Raw genomic sequence first — 19,502 nt, forward strand, 5'->3', positions numbered from 1 at the left:
ACGGGGGTCCTTCCTCGCTCGTCCACGCGGACACGACGCCGATCCGTCGTGACCGGGGCCGGCCTGGGTGCGGCCGCCGTCAGGAGCGGCGGGCGTCGACCCGGAGGCTGAGGGCGATGCTAGGTGCCGGGACCCGCGCCCGGCTCGCGTCACGTGGCGAAACGGGACAGGTGTGACGAGCGGTGCTGGGGCGACGCAGCGGTCGCGGACGGCGGGGGTCCGGCTCGTACCGTGGCGGCATGACGAACACCCCGGGGACCCTGTCCATCGGCACCCGCCGGGTCGGTCCCGGCGAGCGACCCCTGGTGGTCGCCGAGCTGGGCATCAACCACGACGGCGACCTCGACCGGATGCACCGCATGATCGACGACGCCGCCGACGCCGGGGTGGAGTGCGTCAAGTTCCAGTCGCACGTCGTCGAGGACGAGATGATCCCCAACGACGTCGTCCCCGGGAACGCCGACGAGTCGATCTACGGGATGATGCAGCGCTGCGCGCTCTCGGCGAGCGAGGAGCGCGAGGTGTTCGCCCACGCGCACGAGCGCGGCATGCTGGCGCTGTCCACGCCGTTCAGCCGGGCCGCGGCCGACCGGCTGGCCGGGCTCGACGTCCCGGCGTTCAAGATCGGCTCGGGGGAGTGCAACAACTACCCGCTGGTCCGGCACATCGCCTCGTTCGGCAAGCCGGTGCTGCTGAGCACGGGGATGAACGACGTCAGCACCATCCGCCCGTCGGTGGAGCTGCTGCGCGCCAGCGGGGTGCCGTTCGCGCTGATGCACTGCACGAGCATGTACCCGACCCCGCCGGAGAAGGTCCGCCTCGGCGGGATCACCGAGCTGGGCGAGGCCTTCCCCGACGCCGTCCTGGGCCTGTCGGACCACACCACGTCGATCTACGCCTGCCTCGGCGCGGTCGCCGTCGGCGCCGCGGTGCTCGAGCGGCACTTCACCTCGGACCTGAGCTGGAGCGGTCCGGACATCCCGATCTCCAGCACCCCGGAGGAGTTCGCCCGGCTCATCGAGGGCGCCGACCTGCTCGGCCTGGCCCGCGGCGGGCGCAAGGAGATCCTCCCGGAGGAGCAGCCCACCATCGACTTCGCCTACGCCTGCGTCGTGACGACGAAGCCGGTCGCTGCGGGTGCGGAGTTCACCGTCGACAACCTGTGGGTCAAGCGGCCCGGCACCGGCGAGGTCGTGGCCAAGCACTACGACGAGCTCCTCGGCCGGCGGGCGAGCCGCGACCTGCCCGCCGACGTGCAGGTGGCGTGGGCCGACCTGACCCCGGCGTGACGGACGCGGCACGGCCCCGCCGCGTCGTCGGCCTCACCGGCACGCGCGCGGACTTCGGCAAGATGCGTGACGTCTACCTGGGGCTGCAGGAGGCCCCGGGCATCGACTTCTCCCTGGTCGTCACCGGCATGCACCTGCTGCACCGGTACGGGTACACGCTGCGGGAGATCGAGCGGGCCGGCCTGCGGGCCCTGCACCACGTGCCCAACCAGGTCGAGGACGAGCCGATGGCGCTCGTGCTGGCCAACAGCATCAACTCGATCACCCGGCTGCTGCTGGCCGAGTCGGCGGACATGGTGCTGGTGCACGGCGACCGGGTCGAGGCCCTGGCCGGGGCGCTGGCCGGCAGCCTCACCAACACCCGCGTCGCGCACGTCGAGGGTGGCGAGGTCTCGGGGACCATCGACGACACCATCCGGCACTCGCTGAGCAAGCACGCGCACGTGCACTTCGTGGCCAACGAGCACGCGCGCGCCCGGCTGCTGCAGCTGGGGGAGGAGGGCGACCGGGTGCTCGTCGTCGGCAGCCCCGAGGCCGACGCGCTCGCGGTCGCGGCGGAGTCGGACCTGGCGCCGGTGCGCGCCCACTACGGCACCCCGGCCCCGCCCTACGGCGTCCTCGCGCTGCACCCGGTGACCACCGAGCCGGAGCTCAACCGGCGGCACGCCGAGGCGGTCGTGGACGGTGTGCTCGCGGCCGGCGGCTCGTGGGTGGTCATCGACCCCAACAACGACGAGGGCACCCACGACGTGCGGGCAGCGCTCGAGCGGCTCGACGGCCGCCCGGACGTCGTCCGCCTGCCGTCGATGCGCTTCCGCGCCTACCTGACGCTGGTCCGGCACGCGGAGGTCGTCGTCGGCAACTCCAGCAGCGGCGTCCGGGAGGCGCCGGTGCTGGGCACGCCCTCGGTCGACGTCGGCTCGCGGCAGACCGACCGCTCCCCGGCGGCCTCGGTCCGGCACGTGCAGGCGGTCGCCGAGGAGGTGGCCGGCGCGATCCGCGCCGCCCGGGCCGCGGGGCGCAGCCGGCCCGAGGAGCACTTCGGCTCCGTCGGCGCCGCCGGCCGGATCGTCGAGGCGGTCTGCGGGGACGAGGTGTGGGCCCTCGGGCTGCAGAAGCGCTTCGTCGACCGGCCGCTGGCCGAGGGCGTCTAACCCTCGACGCGTGCGCGGGCGGCGGCCAGGTCCTCGGCGGTGTCGACGTCGAGGCTGCGCTCCTCGGGCATCTCGACCACTGCGAGCGGGGGCACCAGGACGGCGCCGGCCGCGGCCATGGCGCCGCCGGCGGTCACGTAGACCGCGCCGTTCGGGCGCAACGCGCGGGGCAGCTGCTGGCGCGGCGCCTCGAGGTCGGCCCAGGTGCGCACCGGGGACGCCGTCCCCGCGTCGTCGACGAGCAGCTGCTTGAGCGGATGGTGGGCGACCGCGCACCCGGTGAGCGTGCTGCCCACGTCGCCGGCGGCGTGCCGGTCCAGGACGGCGCGCACGTCGTCCCCCGTGCGCAGCGGCGAGGTGGGCTGCAGCAGCAGCACGAGCGCGTCGTCGGGCAGCGCCAGCGTGCGGACGGCGTGCAGGACGGCGTCCACCGTGCGGCTGTCGCCGGTGGCCAGCTCGGCCGGCCGGTCGACGACGGTGCACCCGAGCTCACGGGCCTCGGCCGCGATGTCGGCGCCGTCGGTGGTGACGACGACCTCGGACACGCCGGCGTCCCGTGCGGCGCGGACGGCGTGGCCGACGAGGGAGAGCCCGCCGATCCGGGCGAGGTTCTTGCCGGGCAGGCCCTGCGAGCCGGCCCGCGCCGGGACGACGGCGACCACCCGCGGTGCGTCCCCCGGAGCCGGCATGCGGCGACGCTAACAGCGCGCCACGACACGCCTCATCCCGCCGGAGGGTGAAGCCCGCACCGCGGCGCGGGAGGATCGACGCATGCGCGTGCTCGTCACCGGGGGAGCGGGCTTCATCGGCTCGCACTACGTCCGGACCATGCTGACCGGCGGCTACCCCGGCTTCGAGGACGGCGAGGTCACCGTCTTCGACAAGCTCACCTACGCCGGCAACCCGGCCAACCTGGCGGCGGTGGCGGACTCGCCGCGCTACCGCTTCGTGCGGGGGGACATCTGCGACGCCGCCGACCTCGACGCCGCGCTGCCCGGCCACGACGTCGTCGTCAACTTCGCCGCCGAGTCGCACGTCGACCGCTCGATCACCGGGGCGTCGGAGTTCGTGCTCACCAACGTGCTCGGCGCCCAGCAGGTGTTCGAGGCCGCCCTGCGGCACGGCGTCCGCCGGGTCGTGCACGTCTCCACCGACGAGGTGTACGGCTCGATCAACGAGGGGTCGTGGACCGAGGACCACCTCCTGGAGCCCAACTCGCCGTACTCGGCGGCCAAGGCCGGCGGCGACCTGATCGCCCGGGCCTACGCAAGGACCTACGGCCTGGACATCTCGGTCACCCGCTGCAGCAACAACTACGGGCCCTACCACTTTCCCGAGAAGGTCATCCCGCTGTTCGTCACCAACCTGCTCGACGGGCACCGGGTGCCGCTGTACGGCGAGGGCGCCAACGTGCGCGACTGGCTGTTCGTCGACGACCACTGCCGTGGCATCCAGCTGGTGCTGGAGAAGGGGCAGGCCGGCGAGTTCTACAACATCGGCGGCGGCCGCGAGCTGTCCAACCGGGAGCTGACCGAGAAGCTGCTCGAGGCCACCGGCCGCGACTGGAGCTACGTCGAGCACATCGTCGACCCCCGCGGCGGGGGGCACGACCTGCGCTACTCGGTGGACTACTCGAAGACCGCCGCGCTCGGCTACGCGCCGCGGACGACCTTCGAGGACGGGCTCGCACTGACCGTGCAGTGGTACCGGGACAACCGGGCCTGGTGGGAGCCGCTCAAGGTCCGACTCGTGGACACCGCGGCCACCGCCCGGGCATGAGCGGGGCCGTCCCGCCGACCGCCTGGCTGGTCACCGGCGCCCGCGGGCAGCTCGGCGGCGACCTGCTCGCCGTCCTGGCCGGCCGGCCCGGGGACACCGTGACCGCGCTCGGGCGCGCCGAGCTCGACCTGACCGACGAGCGGCAGGTCCGCGACGTCGTCCGGCACTGGCTGGACGGCGTCCGCGGGGCCCGTCCCGTCGTCCTCAACGCCGCCGCCTACACCGCCGTCGACGCCGCGGAGACCGACGAGGAGACCGCGCTGCTGGTCAACGGCCGCGCCCCCGGGTGGCTGGCCGAGGAGCTGGCCGGACGCGGGCGGCTGGTGCATGTCTCCACCGACTACGTCTTCGACGGGGCGGCCACCGCGCCCTATCCGGTCGACGCCCCGGTCGCGCCGCGCTCGGCCTACGGCCGCACCAAGGCGGCGGGGGAGCGGGCGGTCGCGGCCGCGGGGGGCGACGCCACCGTCGTCCGCACCGCGTGGGTGTACGGCGCGCACGGCGGCAACTTCGTGCGCACCATGGCCGGCCGCGCCCTCGACGGCGCCCCGGTCTCGGTGGTCGACGACCAGGTCGGCTCGCCGACGTGGGCGGCCGACCTGGCGTCTGGCCTGGTCGCGCTCGGGGCCCGGCCCGGGCCGGTGCCGCCGGTGCTGCACCGCACCGACGCCGGGGCGGTCAGCTGGTACGGCCTGGCCCGCGCCGTCTACGAGGAGGTCGGCGCCGACGCGGCCCTGGTGACCCCGACGACGACCGCGGCGTTCCCGCGCCCGGCGCCCCGCCCGGCGTGGTCGGTGCTCGACGGCAGCGCGTGGCTGGCGGCCGGGCTGCCGGCGCCCCGGCCGTGGCGGACGGCGCTGCACCTCGCGCTGCGGGAGTGGCCGCCCCGCTGACCGCGGATCCCGTGGGACCGCAGTGGTCAGCGGGTCGGGACGGACCGGTTCTCCTGGATCGTCGGCCGCGTCGGCTCAAGACCGTGCGGATTCGAGCCGATGCTCTCCGTGGACAGATGCGCCCGCGTGCCGGGCGCAGCCGCCACGCTCCACCGGAGGACCAACGCCCGTGCGTCGTCGACTGCTCGCCGGAACCACCGCCTTCGTCGCCCTCACCGGCGTCGTCCTGGTGCTGCCCGTCTACTCCGAGCCGGCCCCCGAGGCCGTGCCCGTCGAGACGTCGGTGGCAGCGGTCGCGATGGGGTCGTTCACCGCCCCCGCGCCCGAGGCGCAGGTGCAGGAGGGCACCACCGCCCCGGTCGCCGGCGTGCCCGACACCGTCCCCACGCTGTCGGTGCGCGCCACCGAGGTGGCGGAGTTCTCGCTGGTCGGCGTCACCTGGGCGCTGGACCCGGCGGTCACCGACACGATCGTGCAGGTGCGGGTGCGCGACCTCGCCGGGAACTGGGGGACGTGGACCGAGGTCGAGGCGGAAGGCGTCGAGCAGGCCGCCGACGCCGAGACCGGCAGCCCCGTCCGGGGCGGCACGGCGCCGCTGTGGACCGGCCCGGCCACCGCGGTCGAGGCCGAGCTGGTGACCCGCGCGGGCGCCCAGCCCACCGACGTCCAGCTGGACCTGGTCGACCCGGGGGACAGCGCGGCCGACGGCTCCCTCGGCACCCCGGACATCACCGAGACCGCCGACGCGGCCGTGGCGATGCCGCCGGTGTTCTCGCGGGCCCAGTGGGGCGCCGACGAGAAGATGATGAGCTGGACCCCGCAGTACGCCAGCACCATCAAGGCCGCGACGCTGCACCACACCGCCGGGTCGAACGACTACACCGCCGACCAGGTGCCGGCGATCCTGCGCTCGACGTACGCGTACCACGCCAAGAGCCTGGGCTGGGGCGACATCGGCTACAACGTCCTCGTCGACAAGTTCGGCCGGCTCTGGGAGGGCCGTGCCGGCGGGCTGTCCAGCACGGTGGTCGGGGCCCACGCCGGCGGGTTCAACACCAGCACCTTCGGGGTGTCGATGATGGGCAACTACGACGTGGTCGACACCCCGCAGGCCATGGTCGACTCGGTCGCGGCGATCATCGCGTGGAAGTTCTCGCTGTACGGCGTCGACCCGCGCGGGACGACGACGCTCACCTCGGGCGGCACGGACAAGTTCGCGGCGGGTGCCCGGGCGACGCTGCCCACGGTCTTCGCGCACCGCGACACCAAGTACACGGCGTGTCCCGGAAAGTACGGCTACGCGCGGATGGGCGAGATCCGCGACAAGGTCGCCGCCCGGATGGCGGACACCAAGTCCCCGATCGCCACCCGCTACGACTCCGACGCCGGCCTGCGCGCCTGGCTCGGTGCACCGGTGGGCGACGAGCAGTCCGAAGCCGGCGTCACCTGGCAGGTCTATACCAACGGCGCGCGGCTGTACTCCTCGCCGACCGGTGGGGTCCGGCTGGTGCTCGGCGGCATCCTCGACCGCTACCTCGCGGCGGGTGGGCCGGCGGTGCTCGGGCCGCCGATCACCGACGACGCGCCCACGCCCGGCGGCCGCGGTGCCTTCGTCCGCTTCCAGCACGGCGACGTCTACTGGTCGCCCGAGACCGGCTCGCAGCTGGTCCGTGGCAACATCCTCGCCGCCTGGCTCGCCGCCGGCGGCGCGACCGGGGGCCTGGGGTTCCCGACGACGAGCGACGCGCTCACGCCGGGGGGCGGCGGCTACGTCGTGCGCTTCCAGGGCGGCGACATCTACTGGTCGCAGGCCACCGGTGCCCGCACCGTCCTCGGCTCCATCCGGGACACCTGGCTGGCCGCCGGCGGGCCGACGGGCTTCCTCGGCTTCCCGACGACGAGCGACACGCCCGCCGGCAAGGGCGCCTACGTCCGGTTCCAGGGCGGCGAGGTGCTGTGGTCGCCGACGACCGGGACCCACATCGTCCGCGGCAACATCCTCGACGCCTACCGGACTGCCGGCGGGCCGACCGGGGGACTGGGCTTCCCGACCACCAGCGACGCGCCCACGCCGGACGGGCGCGGTTACTTCGTGCGGTTCCAGGGCGGGGACATCTACTGGTCGCCGACGACCGGCGCCCGCATCGTCATGGGTTCGATCCGGGACACCTGGCTGGCCACCGGTGGCTCCGGGGGCTACCTCGGCTTCCCGACGACCAGCGACACCCCGGCCGGCAAGGGCGCGTTCGTCCGCTTCCAGGGCGGCGAGGTGCTGTGGTCGCCGACGACCGGGACCCGCATCGTGCGGGGCAACATCCTCGACGCCTACCGGTCCGCCGGTGGGCCGACCGGTTTCCTGGGTTACCCGACCACCAGTGACGCGGCGACGAAGGACGGGCGGGGCTACTTCGTCCGCTTCCAGGGCGGGGACATCTACTGGTCGGCCGCGACCGGCCCCCGCATCGTGCGCGGCTCGATCCTGACCACCTGGCTCGCCACGGGTGGGGCAACCGGGCCGCTGGGCTTCCCGATGACCAGCGACACCCCCGTCCCCGGCAAGGGCGCCTACGTCCGGTTCCAGAGCGGCGACGTCTACTGGTCGCCCACGACCGGGACGCAGGTCGTCCGCGGGTCGATCCTGTCCACCTGGCTGGCCGCCGGGGGCGCGACCGGGTCGCTGGGCTTCCCGACCATCAGCGACGCGAAGACCGCCGACGGCCGCGGCTACGTCGTCCGCTTCACCGGCGGGGACGTGTACTGGTCGCCGGCGACCGGCGCCCAGGTGGTGTCCGGCGCGATGGCGAAGACCTACTGGCAGCGGGGGGGCAGCTCCTCGGCGCTGGGCTTCCCGACCCGGTCGAGCTATGCCATCGCCGGCGGGCTGCGCACCGACTTCGAGCGCGGCTCGATGACGTGGAACGCCACGAGCGGGGCCGTCGCCGTGTCGCAGTGACCCCGGACGGCGCCGTCCCCGCGTCGCTCCACGCTGCGGGTCTTCACTGGCAGTAGCCTCTCGAACACGGCTACGCACCTGTGGCCGCGACCACCGCGCGAGCGGACAGCGCCGTCCCCCGCCCGGACGCCGATGACCGACCCCGCCGTGGGTCGACCTGGGAGTGCCCATGTCCCGCAAGACCCGCCGTAGCCGCCGTCGTCCCCTGCTGGTCCTCGTGACCCTGCTCCTGGCCGCCGGGGCGTTCGTGCTCTGGACCCGGTCCGAGGACCCCGCCCCGGCCGCGGCCGAGGTCCCCACGCCCGCCACGTCGGCGGCTGCACCGTCGACGTCCGGGCCGTCGTCGAGCGCACCGTCCGCGGACGCCGCCGCCGACGAGGGGGATGCCGACGCGGAGCCGTCGTCGCGGCCGACCGCGACCACCACCGCGCCGGAGCCCGAGGAGGACGAGGTCGCCGGCGGGCTCGCGGCGGTCGCCGTCTCGCTGAGCTACACCGGCTACGACGCCGCCGCCGCGGCCGTCGTCGCCGGCGGGTACGCCGACGGCGTCGTGGAGGAGGACGCCACCTGCACCCTCGTGCTGCGCCGCGACGGCGTGGAGCTGCGCGGCGAGTCGCTCGGCACGGCCAACGTGACCACGACCGACTGCGGCGAGGTGCGGGTGGGCGGCGACGCGCTGACCTCGGGGACGTGGGAGGCCGTGCTCAGCTACACGTCGGACACCTCGGTCGGGGAGTCCGCGGTCAGTGAGGTCGTGGTCCCGTGAGGTCCCGCCTCCGCCTGGTCGCCCCCTGCCTGATCGCCCTCGGGCTGGCGCTCGCCTTCGTCGCCGGGTCCTCGCCGCAACCGGCGGACCTGCACGAGTCGGCCGACGCGCGCCTGTACGACCCGGGCAACATCATCAGCGACGACCTGTTCTTCGCCGGGTCGGCGATGGACGTCGGCGAGGTGCAGGCGTTCATCGACGCGAAGGGCGTGAACTGCCGGACGGGGAGCGACGGGACCCCGTGCCTGAAGAACTACCGGCAGGACACGGTCGACAAGCCGGCGGACCAGTACTGCGGCCCGTACGCCGGCCGCCCCCAGGAGACCGCGGCCGAGATCATCGCCAAGGTCGGCCAGGCCTGCGGGATCAGCCAGGAGGTGCTGCTGGTGATCCTGCAGAAGGAGCAGTCCCTGGTCACCACCAGCGGTGGCGACGCCCTCTACGCCCGGCGCTACCGCGAGGCGATGGGCTACGCCTGCCCCGACAACGGCACCTGCAACCCGGCCTACAACGGGTTCGCCAACCAGGTCTACAGCTCCGCCCGCCGGTTCCAGTACTACGCGGGCAACCCGACGAGGTTCGCGCACCGCCCGGGGATGACCGTGGACATCCGGTACTTCCCGGAGGGTCCGACGGCGAACGACTTCAACTACCAGAGCCGGGACTGCGGCAAGGTCTCGGTCTACATCCGCAACCAGGCCACCGCCGGGCTGTACAACTACACGCCCTACATGCCGAACCAGGCCGCGCTGGACGCCGGCTACCGCGCCGGCGACCGCTGCTCCACGTACGGCAACCGGAACTTCTTCCTCTACTACACCGACTGGTTCGGCAGCCCCCAGTCGGGCCCGTCGTCGGTCGACGACAAGTACTCCGCGCTCAAGGCCTCCGGCGTGGACCTGGGCGCGCCCACCTCCGAGGTGGTCTGCGACCTGCCCGGCGACGGCTGCCGGCGCAGCTGGCAGCACGGCACCATCTTCTGGTCGCAGTACACCGGTGCGAAAGTCGTCCGCGGCGCGATCCTCGAGCACTTCCTCGCCCTCGGCGGGGTGCCCTTCCTCGGCTACCCGACCGGTGACGACACCGCGGCGCCGGTGAACCCCGGGTACTTCACCGACTTCCAGAGCGGGTCGATCTACTGGTCGGAAGCGACCGGGGCCCGGGAGGTGCGCGGCAACCTGCTCGACGCGTGGCGCGCCAAGGGCGCCCAGGCCGGCGTGCTCGGCTACCCGGTGGGCGGCGACGAGGCCGTCCCCGGCGGCTTCCGCAGCCGCTTCCAGGGCGGGACCCTCTACTGGTCGCAGGCCACCGGCGCCCGGATGGTCCGCGGCGCGCTGCTCGAGCGGTACGAGGCCGCGGGCGGTCCCCGGGTGCTCGGCTTCCCGACGGCCGACGAGCGCCCCACGGCGCGCAGCGGCGCGGCCGTCGACCTCACCGGCGGGGCGGTCTACTGGAGCTCGGCGACCGGGGCCCGCGTCGTCCGTGGCGACATCCTCGCGAAGTGGCGGCAGTGGGGTGCGGAGTCCGGCGCCCTCGGCTACCCGACCGGCGACGACCAGGCGTACGCCTCCGGCTCCCGGACCACCTTCCAGGGTGGGCACGTCTACTGGTCGAAGCCGACCGGCGCGAGGGTGCTGCGCGGGGCCGTCCTCGACCGCTACCTCGCCCACGGCGGCGCGCCGGTGCTCGGCTTCCCGACGACGGACGACGTCGCGGCGGCGGGCGGCGGCGCCAAGGCGGAGGTGCAGGGCGGGGCGATCTACTGGTCGTCGGCCACCGGCGCCCACGTCGTGCGCGGCGACATCCTCGCGAAGTGGCGGCAGTGGGGTGCGGAGTCCGGCGCCCTGGGCTACCCGACCGGGGACGACGCGGCCGCGCCGAACGGCGGGTACCTGACCACCTTCCGCGGCGGCACCGTGTACTGGTCTCCGGTCACCGGCGCGAAGGTGGTGCGCGGCGCCATCCTGCAGCGCTACGTGGCCGCCGGCGGCCCGGCGGCGCTGGGCTACCCGAGCACCGACGACGTCGCGGCGGCGAACGGTGGCGCCAAGGTCGAGCTGCAGAACGGGGCCATCTACTGGTCGTCCGCGACCGGGGCGCGCGTCGTGCGCGGGAACATCCTCGCGAAGTGGCGGCAGTGGGGTGCGGAGTCCGGCGCCCTGGGCTACCCGACCGGGGACGACGCGGCCGCGCCGAACGGCGGGTACCTGACCACCTTCCGCGGCGGCACCGTGTACTGGTCGCCGGCCACCGGGGCGCGGGTGATGCGCGGCGCGATCCTCGAGCGCTACGTGGCCGCCGGCGGCCCGGCGGAGCTGGGCTACCCGACGACCGACGACGGGCCCGCGCCCGGCGACCGCGGCGCCAAGGCCGCGCTGGAGGGCGGGGCCGTCTACTGGTCACCCACGACCGGCGCCCACGTGGTCGAGGGCGAGGCCGCCAGGCACTACGTCGAGGTGGGCGAGACGAGGTCGGCGCTCGGCTACCCGATCGCGGACACGGTCGAGACGCCGTCGGGGACCCGCACCGAGTTCGAGAACGGCGAGATCGTGGTGGAGAACCGGGTGGCCAGCGCCCGCTGGCACTGACCGGTACGACGACGACGGCGGCCGCCGGACCCCTGCCGAGGGGACCGGCGGCCGCCGTCGTGTGTGCGGTCGGTCAGGCGGTGCCGGCGCCGTCGGAGCCGTTCGCGGGGGCGGGCCAGCGGGCGGCCTCCAGCTTGCGCAGCCGCTCCTCGTAGAGCGCGATGCCACTGAACCGCACCCGGATCCGCTCGTGCTCGCGCACGACCTCGTCGAGCAGGCGGCGCGCCTCGGAGGCGTCCTCGGGTGAGCCGACCTCGACCGGACCCTCCGACCGCTCCCGGTCGGCGATCCGGACCTCGAGGGCGGCGACGTGCGGCCCCAGCCGGTCGACGTCGAAGGAGACCCGGCCGTGCTGCTCCCGCAGCTGGGCCAGCTCGTCGGCCACGCGGCGCAGCTCGTCCTCGAGACGCCGCACGTCGCCGGCGAGGGCGTCGCAGCGCTCGTCGACGTGGTGGCGCAGACCGTCGAGCTCGGCCCGCAGCTGCGCGCGGACGTCGGCATCCAGGTGCGCCACCCGCTCGTGCACACCCTGCAGGGCCGGGTCGGTCCGGACGGCGACGACGGCGTCGAGCTTGCGCTGCACGCGCGCCCACACCGGGTTGACCCGCACCGCCAGCGCGAGCCGACGCACCGGGCCGCCGCTCACGACAGGTACTCCGCGCTGCCGTCCTCGATCCAGCTGCGCAGCATGGTGGCCTCCGCGATGAGCTCGTGGTCCCCGGTCAGGACCGAGGCCCCGCCGTAGGCGTGGTCCCAGGACGACTGCACCGGGGTCCAGATGAAGGAGAACCCGGCGAGCAGCAGCCGCGCGTCCGGGTGGAGCAGGCGGACCAGCCAGGCCGCCGCCGTGCCCGTCGTCGCCCACCGTGGCTGGGTCGGGTCGAAGCCGAGCGCGCGGGACAGCGGCTGGTGGACCTCGCGGTTGGGGATCGGCACCAGGCCGAGGTCCGGGGGCCACCAGGCCGGCAGCCGCTCCACGTCGGCGTACATCATCCCGGGCTCGTTGTAGAGGTAGAGCCGGGAGCGGTAACCGGCGAAGACCCACGGCGTGGCCTGCAGGGCCCACTGCACGACGACGACGTCCGCGCGGGTGCCCAGCCCCCGGGGGTGCTGCGGACCGTCGAGGGCGAAGCCGTTGACCCGGATGACCAGGTCGGCGGCGTCGATCGCCTTCGCGCGCGCGGGATCCGGCTCGACGGCTGCGTTCCCGACGACCGCGACCGTCTCGACGGGCCTGCGAGCGGCGTGGGCCCCGACCAGGCCGGCGACGACGTCGAGGCCGGACAGCATGGAGCCGGGGAGCCCCGCTGCGGTCTGTCCTGGTGCCACCGGGCGACGCTAGCAAGGCGCCCGGGACGGACCGGTTCGGCTGGGGCGGAGGCGCCGTGGAGCGCCCCGTGGGGACCGTGTGACGGGAGGGGACCGGTCCCCCGCGCGCGCCCGGGCCGCGGGGCAGCGACACGGTTATGCTGCCGTTATCCAAGCGGGCTGGGGGACGCACGTCGCCGCCGTGGCCGCTGGACGGTCCGCCCCGGCCGAGAGCCGCGAGCCGGACCCGCCCTGCCACCGTCCCGAGGACTGCAGATCTCCATGACCACCACCTCCGCAGAGTCCACCGTCGCCGAAGTCGGACCGACGCCGGATTCCGCCAGCCTGGCCCAGCGGGTGCTGACCCTGCCGCCGGCCCTCGGGCTGCCTGCAGAGCTGTACGCCAAGCGGGTGCAGGGCCGCGTGCACCTCGGGCGCACCTCCTTCACACTCGACCCGCACTCGGCGCTGACCACCAACACCTACTTCGGCCGGGTCCCGGCCTCGTACTGGCAGCGCTGGACCGGTGTCACGGAGATGACCTTCGAGGCCGAGTTCTCCGGTGAGGGCGTCGTCGAGCTCTTCGCCAGCGACTTCCAGGGCGAGCCGCGGACCGTGGGTGGGCAGGAACTGCGCGGCGAGGGGCGGGTCTCCCTCGCCGTGGCCATCGACAAGTTCGTCGACGGCGGTGCGATCTGGGCCGACTTCCGCGCCGCCGAGGGCAGCCTGAGCGTCTCCGGCGCCCGCTGGACGATCCCGCACCCGCCCCGCCCGCGGAAGACCGCCGTCGTCATCTGCACCCACAACCGCCCCACGGACTGCGTCAAGACGCTGCAGGCGCTGGCCGCGGACCTCCCGGCGCTGGACGCGCTGGACATGGTGTACGTCATCGACCAGGGCGACAAGCGCGTCTCGGCGCAGCCGGAGTTCGAGCAGATCCAGGCCGACCTCGCCGGCCGGCTCCGCTACATCACCCAGGCCAACCTCGGCGGTGCCGGCGGCTTCACGCGCGGCATGTACGAGATCACCGAGGTCCAGGCCGAGCACCACGCCAACGTCCTGTTCATGGACGACGACATCGTGCTGGAGCCGGAGTCGATCACCCGGCTGACCGCCTTCGCCAACTCGGCGCGCCAGCCGATCATCGTCGGCGCGCAGATGCTCTACGCCCTGCACCCGAAGCGGCTGCACACCAGCGCGGAGTACGCCGACCTGGGCACCCTGGAGGCGGGCAAGGTCGTCCCGCGGGCGATGTGGAACGCCGACATGACGGAGGAGAACCAGGAGGTCCGGGTCGACGCGGTCTACAACGCCTGGTGGAGCGCCATCCTGCCGTCGGAGATCGTCTCGGCCACCGGCTACCCGTTGCCGGTCTTCTTCCAGTGGGACGACATCGAGTACGGCTACCGGGCCCGCGAGAACGGCTTCACCACGGTCACGCTGCCCGGCGCCGGTGTCTGGCACGCCGACTTCACGTGGAAGGACCAGGACGACTGGGCGCGGTACTTCAGCGTCCGCAACAGCCTGATCACCGCCGCGCTGCACTCGGAGTTTGACAGCCGGGGCCTGGCGCGGGTGCTGTTCAGTCGCATGCTGGCGTACGTCACCTCGATGCAGTACGGCCTGGCCGCCACGGCGACGAAGGGCATCCTCGACTTCCTCGGCGGCCCCGGGATGCTGGAGGACGGCGGCCAGCGGGCCCTGGCGGAGGTGCGCGAGCTGCGCCGGGCCTACCCCGAGACCGTCAAGCACAGCGCCTCCGACGTCCCGGGTGTGTCGCTGCGCGGCGAGCCCACCGAGCGGGCCGCCCCGGACCCGTCGATGCTCAAGGCGGTGCTGGCCAAGCGGCTGATCTGGCAGCTGACCGACCGCAACGCCGGGTCGGCCAACGTCACGCTCGAGGACGCGCAGTGGTGGCACGTCTCCCGGTTCCGCAAGGTCGTGGTCACCGACGCCTCGCAGGAGGGCGTGCGGATCCGCGAGTTCGACCGGCAGACGGCCGTGCGCCTGGTCCGCGAGGGAGCGGCCGCCTGCCTGCGCCTGGCCAAGGAGGGCCGGGCCGTCGCCGCGGCCTACCGGCAGGCGCTGCCCGAGCTGACCAGCCGGGACAACTGGCGTCGGCTGTTCGACGGCGGGGCTGAGTAGTCGGGATGCCCACCAGGAGCACGACCGTGCCGGGTTCCACCGCGGCCGGTGCCGCGAACACGCCGGCGGCGCCGAGGCCGCCCGGCCGCGACTTCCGGTCGGCCTTCGCCGACCTGCGCCGGGGCTGGGAACAGCGGGAGCTGTGGCTGCAGCTGGGCTGGCAGGACATCCGCCAGCGCTACCGGCGCTCGGTCCTCGGCCCGATCTGGATCACCATCAGCATGGCGGTCACCGCCATCGCGCTGGGGATCCTCTACTCGGGGCTGTTCGGCATCGAGCTCGCGGAGCTGCTGCCGCACGTCCTCGTCGGGATGATCGTGTGGGGCTTCATCTCCGGCTGCATCGCCGAGGGCTCGGAGGTGTTCGTCTCCAACTCCGGACTGATCACCCACCTCCCGGCGCCGATCAGCATCCACGTGTACCGGCTGGTGTGGCGCCAGACCCTGTTCTTCGCCCACAACCTCATCGTCTACGCCGTCATGCTCATCGTCTTCCCGCAGCCGCTGCGGTGGACCGATCTGTCGGTGTTCCCGGCCATGGCCCTGCTGATCGCCAACGGCATCTGGGTGGCCCTGCTGATCGGCATCGTGAGCACCCGGTTCCGCGACCTGCCGCCGGTGACCCAGAGCATCGTGCAGCTGCTGTTCTTCCTGACCCCGATCGTGTGGATGTACGACGTCCTGCTGGAGAACCCGGCCGTCGCCGAGCGGGCACGGTGGGTCGAGATCAACCCGCTGTTCCACTTCGTGGAGCTCATCCGCCGGCCGATGCTGGGCCAGGACCAGCAGTGGCGCACCTGGTTCATCGTCATCGGGATCGCCGTGGTCGGCTGGGCCCTGACGTTGCTGGTCATGCGTCGCTACCGCGGCCGCGTCGCGTACTGGGTCTGAGGAGGACGCCACCATGGTCAGCATCGACGTCCGCGACGCGAGCGTGGACTTCCCCATCTTCGACGCCAAGTCGCGGTCCCTGAAGCACACCGTGCTGGGCGTGGTGGGCGGCAACGTCGCGGCCAACGAGCGCAAGGTCGTCGTCATCGAGGCGCTGCACAACATCAACCTGCACGTCTCCGAGGGCGACCGGCTGGCGCTGGTCGGCCACAACGGGGCCGGCAAGTCCACCCTGCTGCGGCTGCTGTCGGGCATCTACGAGCCCACCAGTGGGCAGGCCCTGGTCAACGGGCGCGTGGCGCCGGTCTTCGACCTCGGCGTAGGCATGGACCCGGAGATCTCCGGCCTGGAGAACATCCTCGTGCGCGGCCTGTTCCTCGGGATGAGCCGCAAGCAGATGGAGGCGCGGGTCGACGACATCGCCGAGTTCACCGAGCTCGGCAACTTCCTGCACATGCCGCTGCGCACCTACTCCACCGGTATGCGGGTGCGCCTCGCCCTGGGGGTCGTCACCAGCATCGACCCCGAGATCCTGCTGCTGGACGAGGGCATCGGCGCGGTCGACGCGGCGTTCCTCGAGCGGGCCAAGGGGCGGCTGAAGGACCTCGTGGACCGCGCCGGCCTGCTGGTCTTCGCCTCGCACTCCAACGACCTGCTCAAGCAGCTGTGCACCTCGGCGCTCTGGATGGAGCACGGCAGCATCAAGCAGCAGGGCCCGCTCGAGGAGGTCCTCGACGCGTACAAGGGCCGCGAGCGCGCGGCCTCGGGGGGCTGAGTGTCCGAGGCGGCGCCCCGGACCCCCGCCCGCCCGGACGACGAGCGCGTCATCGCGGTCATCGTGACCCGGCACCGGCCGGAGTCCCTCGGCCAGGCGCTCAAGGCGCTGGCGGTGCAGACCCGGCCCGTCGACTCCGTCGTCGTGGTCGACAACGGGCCCGAGGAGCCGGCCGAGGAGGTCGTGCGGGCCAGCGGGCTGCCGCACACCTACCTGCTCTCGCAGGCCAACCTCGGCGGGGCCGGTGGCTTCGCCCTGGGCATGCTCACGGCCCTGGCCGAGGGCGCGGACTGGGTGTGGTGCGCCGACGACGACGGCCGGCCCGCCGACGAGCACGTGCTGGCCACGCTGCTGTCGGTGGCGCGCGAGCGCGGGCTGGCCGAGGTCTCGCCCGCCGTCGCCGACATCGACCGCCCGGAGGCCTTCGCCTTCCCGGTGCGCACGGGGCTGCGCTGGAAGGGCGAGCGCGACCGCCTGGGCGGCGAGGACTTCCTGCCCGGCTACGCCTCCCTCTTCAACGGCGCGCTGTTCGCCGCCGGCACCCTGGCCCGGACCGGTGTGCCGGACCTGCGGCTGTTCGCCCGCGGCGACGAGACCGAGATCCACCGCCGGCTGGTGCGCGCGGGGCTGCCCTTCGGCACCGCGCTGAACGCGACCTACCTGCACCCCAACGGCCGCGACGAGTTCAAGCCGATCCTCGGGGGGCGGCTGTCCGCCCAGTACCCCGAGACCGCCTGGAAGCGCTTCTACACCTACCGCAACCGCGGGTACCTGATGCGCCAGCCGGGGATGCGCTGGCTCTTCCCGCTGGAGCTGGTCCGCTTCTCCTGGTTCTTCCTCGTCACCCGGCGCGACGTGCCCGGGTATCGCGAGTGGCTGGGCCTGATATGGAGCGGCCGGCAGGAACGGTTCCGGCTCCCCAGCTGAGCCCGGCCGGCCCGCATGCACGGCGAACGACCACAACACACCTCACGAGAACGGCTCGGCCCCCACCTCTCGAGGTGGGGGCCGAGCCGTTCGTGGACGAAGGGCGGTCAGGCCGTGGGCGCGGGGTCCCTCGAGCCGGCCTGGAACGCCTGCTCCCAGGCCTCGGGCCCGGTCAGCTGCTCGGCGTGCGTCCGGTACAGCTTCCGCATGCGCGGGAACTCCCGGTACAGACGGGCGTGGGTGACCATCGATTCCCGCAGCAGCCGCCAGAACGCCTTCGGCTTGCGACGGCGGAACGTCACCCCGCGACCGTCAGCCGTGCCGACGGTCGCGCTGTCGAGGCGTGACAGCAGGAACCACTGCGCGTCCTGCGCGCTGACGTTCATCTGCGGCCGCACGTGGGACCCGGCCCGCAGCGGCAGCAGGTTGTGCAGCAGCGCCGCGCCGAAGGTCCGACCGATGGCCAGCGGGGTCGTCGGCGGCCGGCTGAAGCGCTCGGCCTGGATGGCGCCCATGGCGGGGCGGGGCAGGTCGGACGAGGAGGCGAGAACCACGCCGTCCGGGTAGTCCCCCTGGCGCTTGCGCGCCTCCGGCAGCGCCGTAGGAAGCGAGCGGAACAGCTCGTCCGGGCCAGCGAGGAAGTCCTCGTAGGCTCGGTGGTGCAGTGCCGAGGTGCCGTACTGCAACATCACCAGCGTTCGCAGGTCCTGCCGGAGCAGGTGGCGCACCAGCCTCCTGCCCCGCTTGTACGGGCTGTGCAGCGCCGCGGCCACCAGCCGATTACGGGCGTGGAAGTACCCCTGCCAGCCGGCCGTGTCGTCCTTGTCCGTCCAGGAAAGGTGCCAGACGGCTACACCCGGGAGGCTCACCGTGGGAAACCCGGCCTTGCCGGCTCGAATAGAAAACTCCGCGTCGTCCCACTTGATGAACAACGGGAGCGCGTAGCCGATCTCCTCGATCGCCTCGCGCGGGATCAGGCACATCCACCAGCCGGCATAGTCCACGTCGATCCGGCGGTGCATCATCCCCGCCCAGCGCAGATTGCGGTGCGCGAAGTCGTGCCCGTAGTGGGTGTGTGGGGCGGGGCGCCAAGAGAACTGCTCGCGGTCGACGACCTCACCCATCGCGTGCAGCACCGAGCGGTCCTGCAGCGTCAGCATCTGCCCGCCGACCACCATGGGCTTCTTCGCGAACCGGGCGAACGCGAAAGCGCGGGCGACGCAATCCGGCTCCAGTTGGATATCGTCGTCGAGTAGCAGGTGGTGCGTCGCGTCGGTGTGGATGCGCATCTCGTGCATCGTCCGCGCGAAGCCGCCGCTGCCGCCGAGGTTGGCCTGCTCGACAAGGGACAGCCGGTCGCCGAGGGCGGCCTCGGCCTCGGCGAACCCTGCGGCGTCGCGGACCTTCTTCGTGCCCTGGTCGGCCACGATGACCGCGGAGACCAGCTTGTCGACGACGGGGTCGTCGGTCAGGGCTGCCAGCGCGGCGACGCAGTCGGTCGGCCGGTTGAAGGTGCAGATCCCGATGGACAGCCGCGCGTCCTGGGCCGGGGGCTCGGCGGCACACCAGGCGGCGTCGTGGAGCACGAGGTCGTCCTCGTCAGCCGTGAGGTCGAACCAGTACCAGCCGCCGTCCTCGAAGGGCGCGAGGTCCAGCTCGAGCTCCAGCGAGCGGTCGTCGCCGGCCGTGGTCGTCCCGGTGACGTGGATGATGCTGCCGTCGGCCTTCGAGCGGTAGACGTCGATGCGGCCGGCGCCGGAGACCCGCATGCCGAGTACCACGCGGTCCAGGACGGTCCAGCGCCGCCAGTAACTGGCGGGGAAGGCGTTGAAGTAGGTGCCGAAGGAGACCTCGCTCCCGGCGGTGATCGTCGCCGAGGAGCGGTCCGCGACCTTGGCCCGCTTGTCCCGGGCCTCGTCGACGTAGAGGGACCGGACCTTCAGCGGGTCACCGGTGCGCGGGAGGATGACGCGCTGCAGCTGGGTGACTGCCTTGCCTGACGCCAGCTCCGCGAGACTGGGCTCGCTCACCAGCT

Annotated in this window: 15 protein-coding genes; 11 read left to right on the forward strand and 4 right to left on the reverse strand. The window is 73.5% G+C overall.

Going from position 1 to position 19,502, the window contains the following annotated elements:
- The first annotated feature begins 239 nt into the window (after positions 1 to 239).
- Together CNO22_RS01875 and neuC are read left to right on the forward strand one after the other, a co-directional pair.
- Entirely contained in the window at positions 240 to 1,289 is a 1,050-nt protein-coding gene (locus tag CNO22_RS01875) for an N-acetylneuraminate synthase family protein (protein WP_100497661.1), read from the forward strand.
- Positions 1,286 to 2,443 carry a UDP-N-acetylglucosamine 2-epimerase gene (gene neuC / locus CNO22_RS01880; protein ID WP_100497662.1) on the forward strand — a complete coding sequence of 386 codons (1,158 nt, stop codon included), beginning with the start codon at positions 1,286 to 1,288 and terminating at the stop codon, positions 2,441 to 2,443. The genes CNO22_RS01875 and neuC overlap by 4 nt, the downstream gene beginning before the upstream one ends.
- Here the strand turns inward: neuC and CNO22_RS01885 are convergent.
- Positions 2,440 to 3,132: an acylneuraminate cytidylyltransferase family protein gene (locus tag CNO22_RS01885; protein ID WP_100497663.1), complete on the reverse strand. Its 693-nt coding sequence runs from the start codon at positions 3,130 to 3,132 to the stop codon at positions 2,440 to 2,442. The genes neuC and CNO22_RS01885 overlap by 4 nt on opposite strands.
- An 82-nt stretch (positions 3,133 to 3,214) precedes the next feature.
- On the opposite strand from CNO22_RS01885, the gene rfbB reads away from it, so the two are divergent.
- The 5 genes from rfbB (at position 3,215) to CNO22_RS01910 (ending at position 11,422) form a co-directional block, all read left to right on the forward strand.
- On the forward strand, positions 3,215 to 4,222 hold the full coding sequence (gene rfbB / locus CNO22_RS01890) for a dTDP-glucose 4,6-dehydratase (RefSeq protein WP_100497664.1): 1,008 nt from the start codon (positions 3,215 to 3,217) through the stop codon (positions 4,220 to 4,222).
- Positions 4,219 to 5,115 carry a dTDP-4-dehydrorhamnose reductase gene (rfbD, locus tag CNO22_RS01895; RefSeq protein ID WP_100497665.1) on the forward strand — a complete coding sequence of 299 codons (897 nt, stop codon included), beginning with the start codon at positions 4,219 to 4,221 and terminating at the stop codon, positions 5,113 to 5,115. Before rfbB ends, rfbD begins: the two co-directional genes overlap by 4 nt.
- Positions 5,116 to 5,284: 169 nt before the next feature.
- Positions 5,285 to 8,068 (forward strand): N-acetylmuramoyl-L-alanine amidase, encoded by a 2,784-nt coding sequence (locus tag CNO22_RS01900; RefSeq protein WP_100497666.1) that lies wholly within the window; start codon positions 5,285 to 5,287, stop codon positions 8,066 to 8,068.
- 169 nt (positions 8,069 to 8,237) lie between these two features.
- The gene (locus tag CNO22_RS01905; RefSeq protein WP_100497667.1) at positions 8,238 to 8,834 is read left to right on the forward strand and encodes a hypothetical protein; all 597 of its coding nucleotides are present in this window, start codon (positions 8,238 to 8,240) and stop codon (positions 8,832 to 8,834) included.
- Entirely contained in the window at positions 8,831 to 11,422 is a 2,592-nt protein-coding gene (locus CNO22_RS01910) for a hypothetical protein (protein WP_100497668.1), read from the forward strand. Before CNO22_RS01905 ends, CNO22_RS01910 begins: the two co-directional genes overlap by 4 nt.
- A 73-nt stretch (positions 11,423 to 11,495) precedes the next feature.
- Here the strand turns inward: CNO22_RS01910 and CNO22_RS01915 are convergent, their stop codons facing one another.
- Together CNO22_RS01915 and CNO22_RS01920 are read right to left on the reverse strand one after the other, a co-directional pair.
- A complete protein-coding gene (locus tag CNO22_RS01915; protein ID WP_100497669.1) occupies positions 11,496 to 12,068 on the reverse strand; it encodes a hypothetical protein in 573 nt (190 codons plus the stop codon).
- On the reverse strand, positions 12,065 to 12,751 hold the full coding sequence (locus tag CNO22_RS01920) for a hypothetical protein (protein WP_232806725.1): 687 nt from the start codon (positions 12,749 to 12,751) through the stop codon (positions 12,065 to 12,067). The genes CNO22_RS01915 and CNO22_RS01920 overlap by 4 nt, the downstream gene beginning before the upstream one ends.
- 261 nt (positions 12,752 to 13,012) lie before the next feature.
- Here CNO22_RS01920 and CNO22_RS01925 point away from each other — a divergent pair, with 261 nt between their 5' ends.
- From CNO22_RS01925 to glfT1, 4 genes are read left to right on the forward strand one after another with little or no spacing between them, the layout of a single operon-like run.
- A complete protein-coding gene (locus CNO22_RS01925; RefSeq protein WP_100497671.1) occupies positions 13,013 to 14,875 on the forward strand; it encodes a glycosyltransferase in 1,863 nt (620 codons plus the stop codon).
- A 26-nt stretch (positions 14,876 to 14,901) separates the two neighbouring features.
- Positions 14,902 to 15,765, forward strand: a complete 864-nt coding sequence (gene wzm / locus CNO22_RS01930; RefSeq protein ID WP_100497672.1) for a galactan export ABC transporter permease subunit Wzm/RfbD — start codon at positions 14,902 to 14,904, stop codon at positions 15,763 to 15,765.
- 13 nt (positions 15,766 to 15,778) lie between these two features.
- Complete coding sequence (gene wzt, locus CNO22_RS01935; RefSeq protein WP_100497673.1) at positions 15,779 to 16,540, forward strand: galactan export ABC transporter ATP-binding subunit Wzt/RfbE; 762 nt, start codon at positions 15,779 to 15,781, stop codon at positions 16,538 to 16,540.
- Complete coding sequence (gene glfT1 / locus CNO22_RS01940; protein WP_100497674.1) at positions 16,541 to 17,467, forward strand: galactofuranosyltransferase GlfT1; 927 nt, start codon at positions 16,541 to 16,543, stop codon at positions 17,465 to 17,467. It abuts the gene before it with no gap.
- A 107-nt stretch (positions 17,468 to 17,574) separates the two neighbouring features.
- On the opposite strand, the gene CNO22_RS01945 is transcribed toward glfT1, so the two are convergent.
- Complete coding sequence (locus CNO22_RS01945; protein WP_232806726.1) at positions 17,575 to 19,497, reverse strand: glycosyltransferase; 1,923 nt, start codon at positions 19,495 to 19,497, stop codon at positions 17,575 to 17,577.
- Positions 19,498 to 19,502 lie beyond the last annotated feature (5 nt).

This window comes from Geodermatophilus chilensis (assembly GCF_002802985.1).
GTDB lineage: Bacteria > Actinomycetota > Actinomycetes > Mycobacteriales > Geodermatophilaceae > Geodermatophilus > Geodermatophilus chilensis.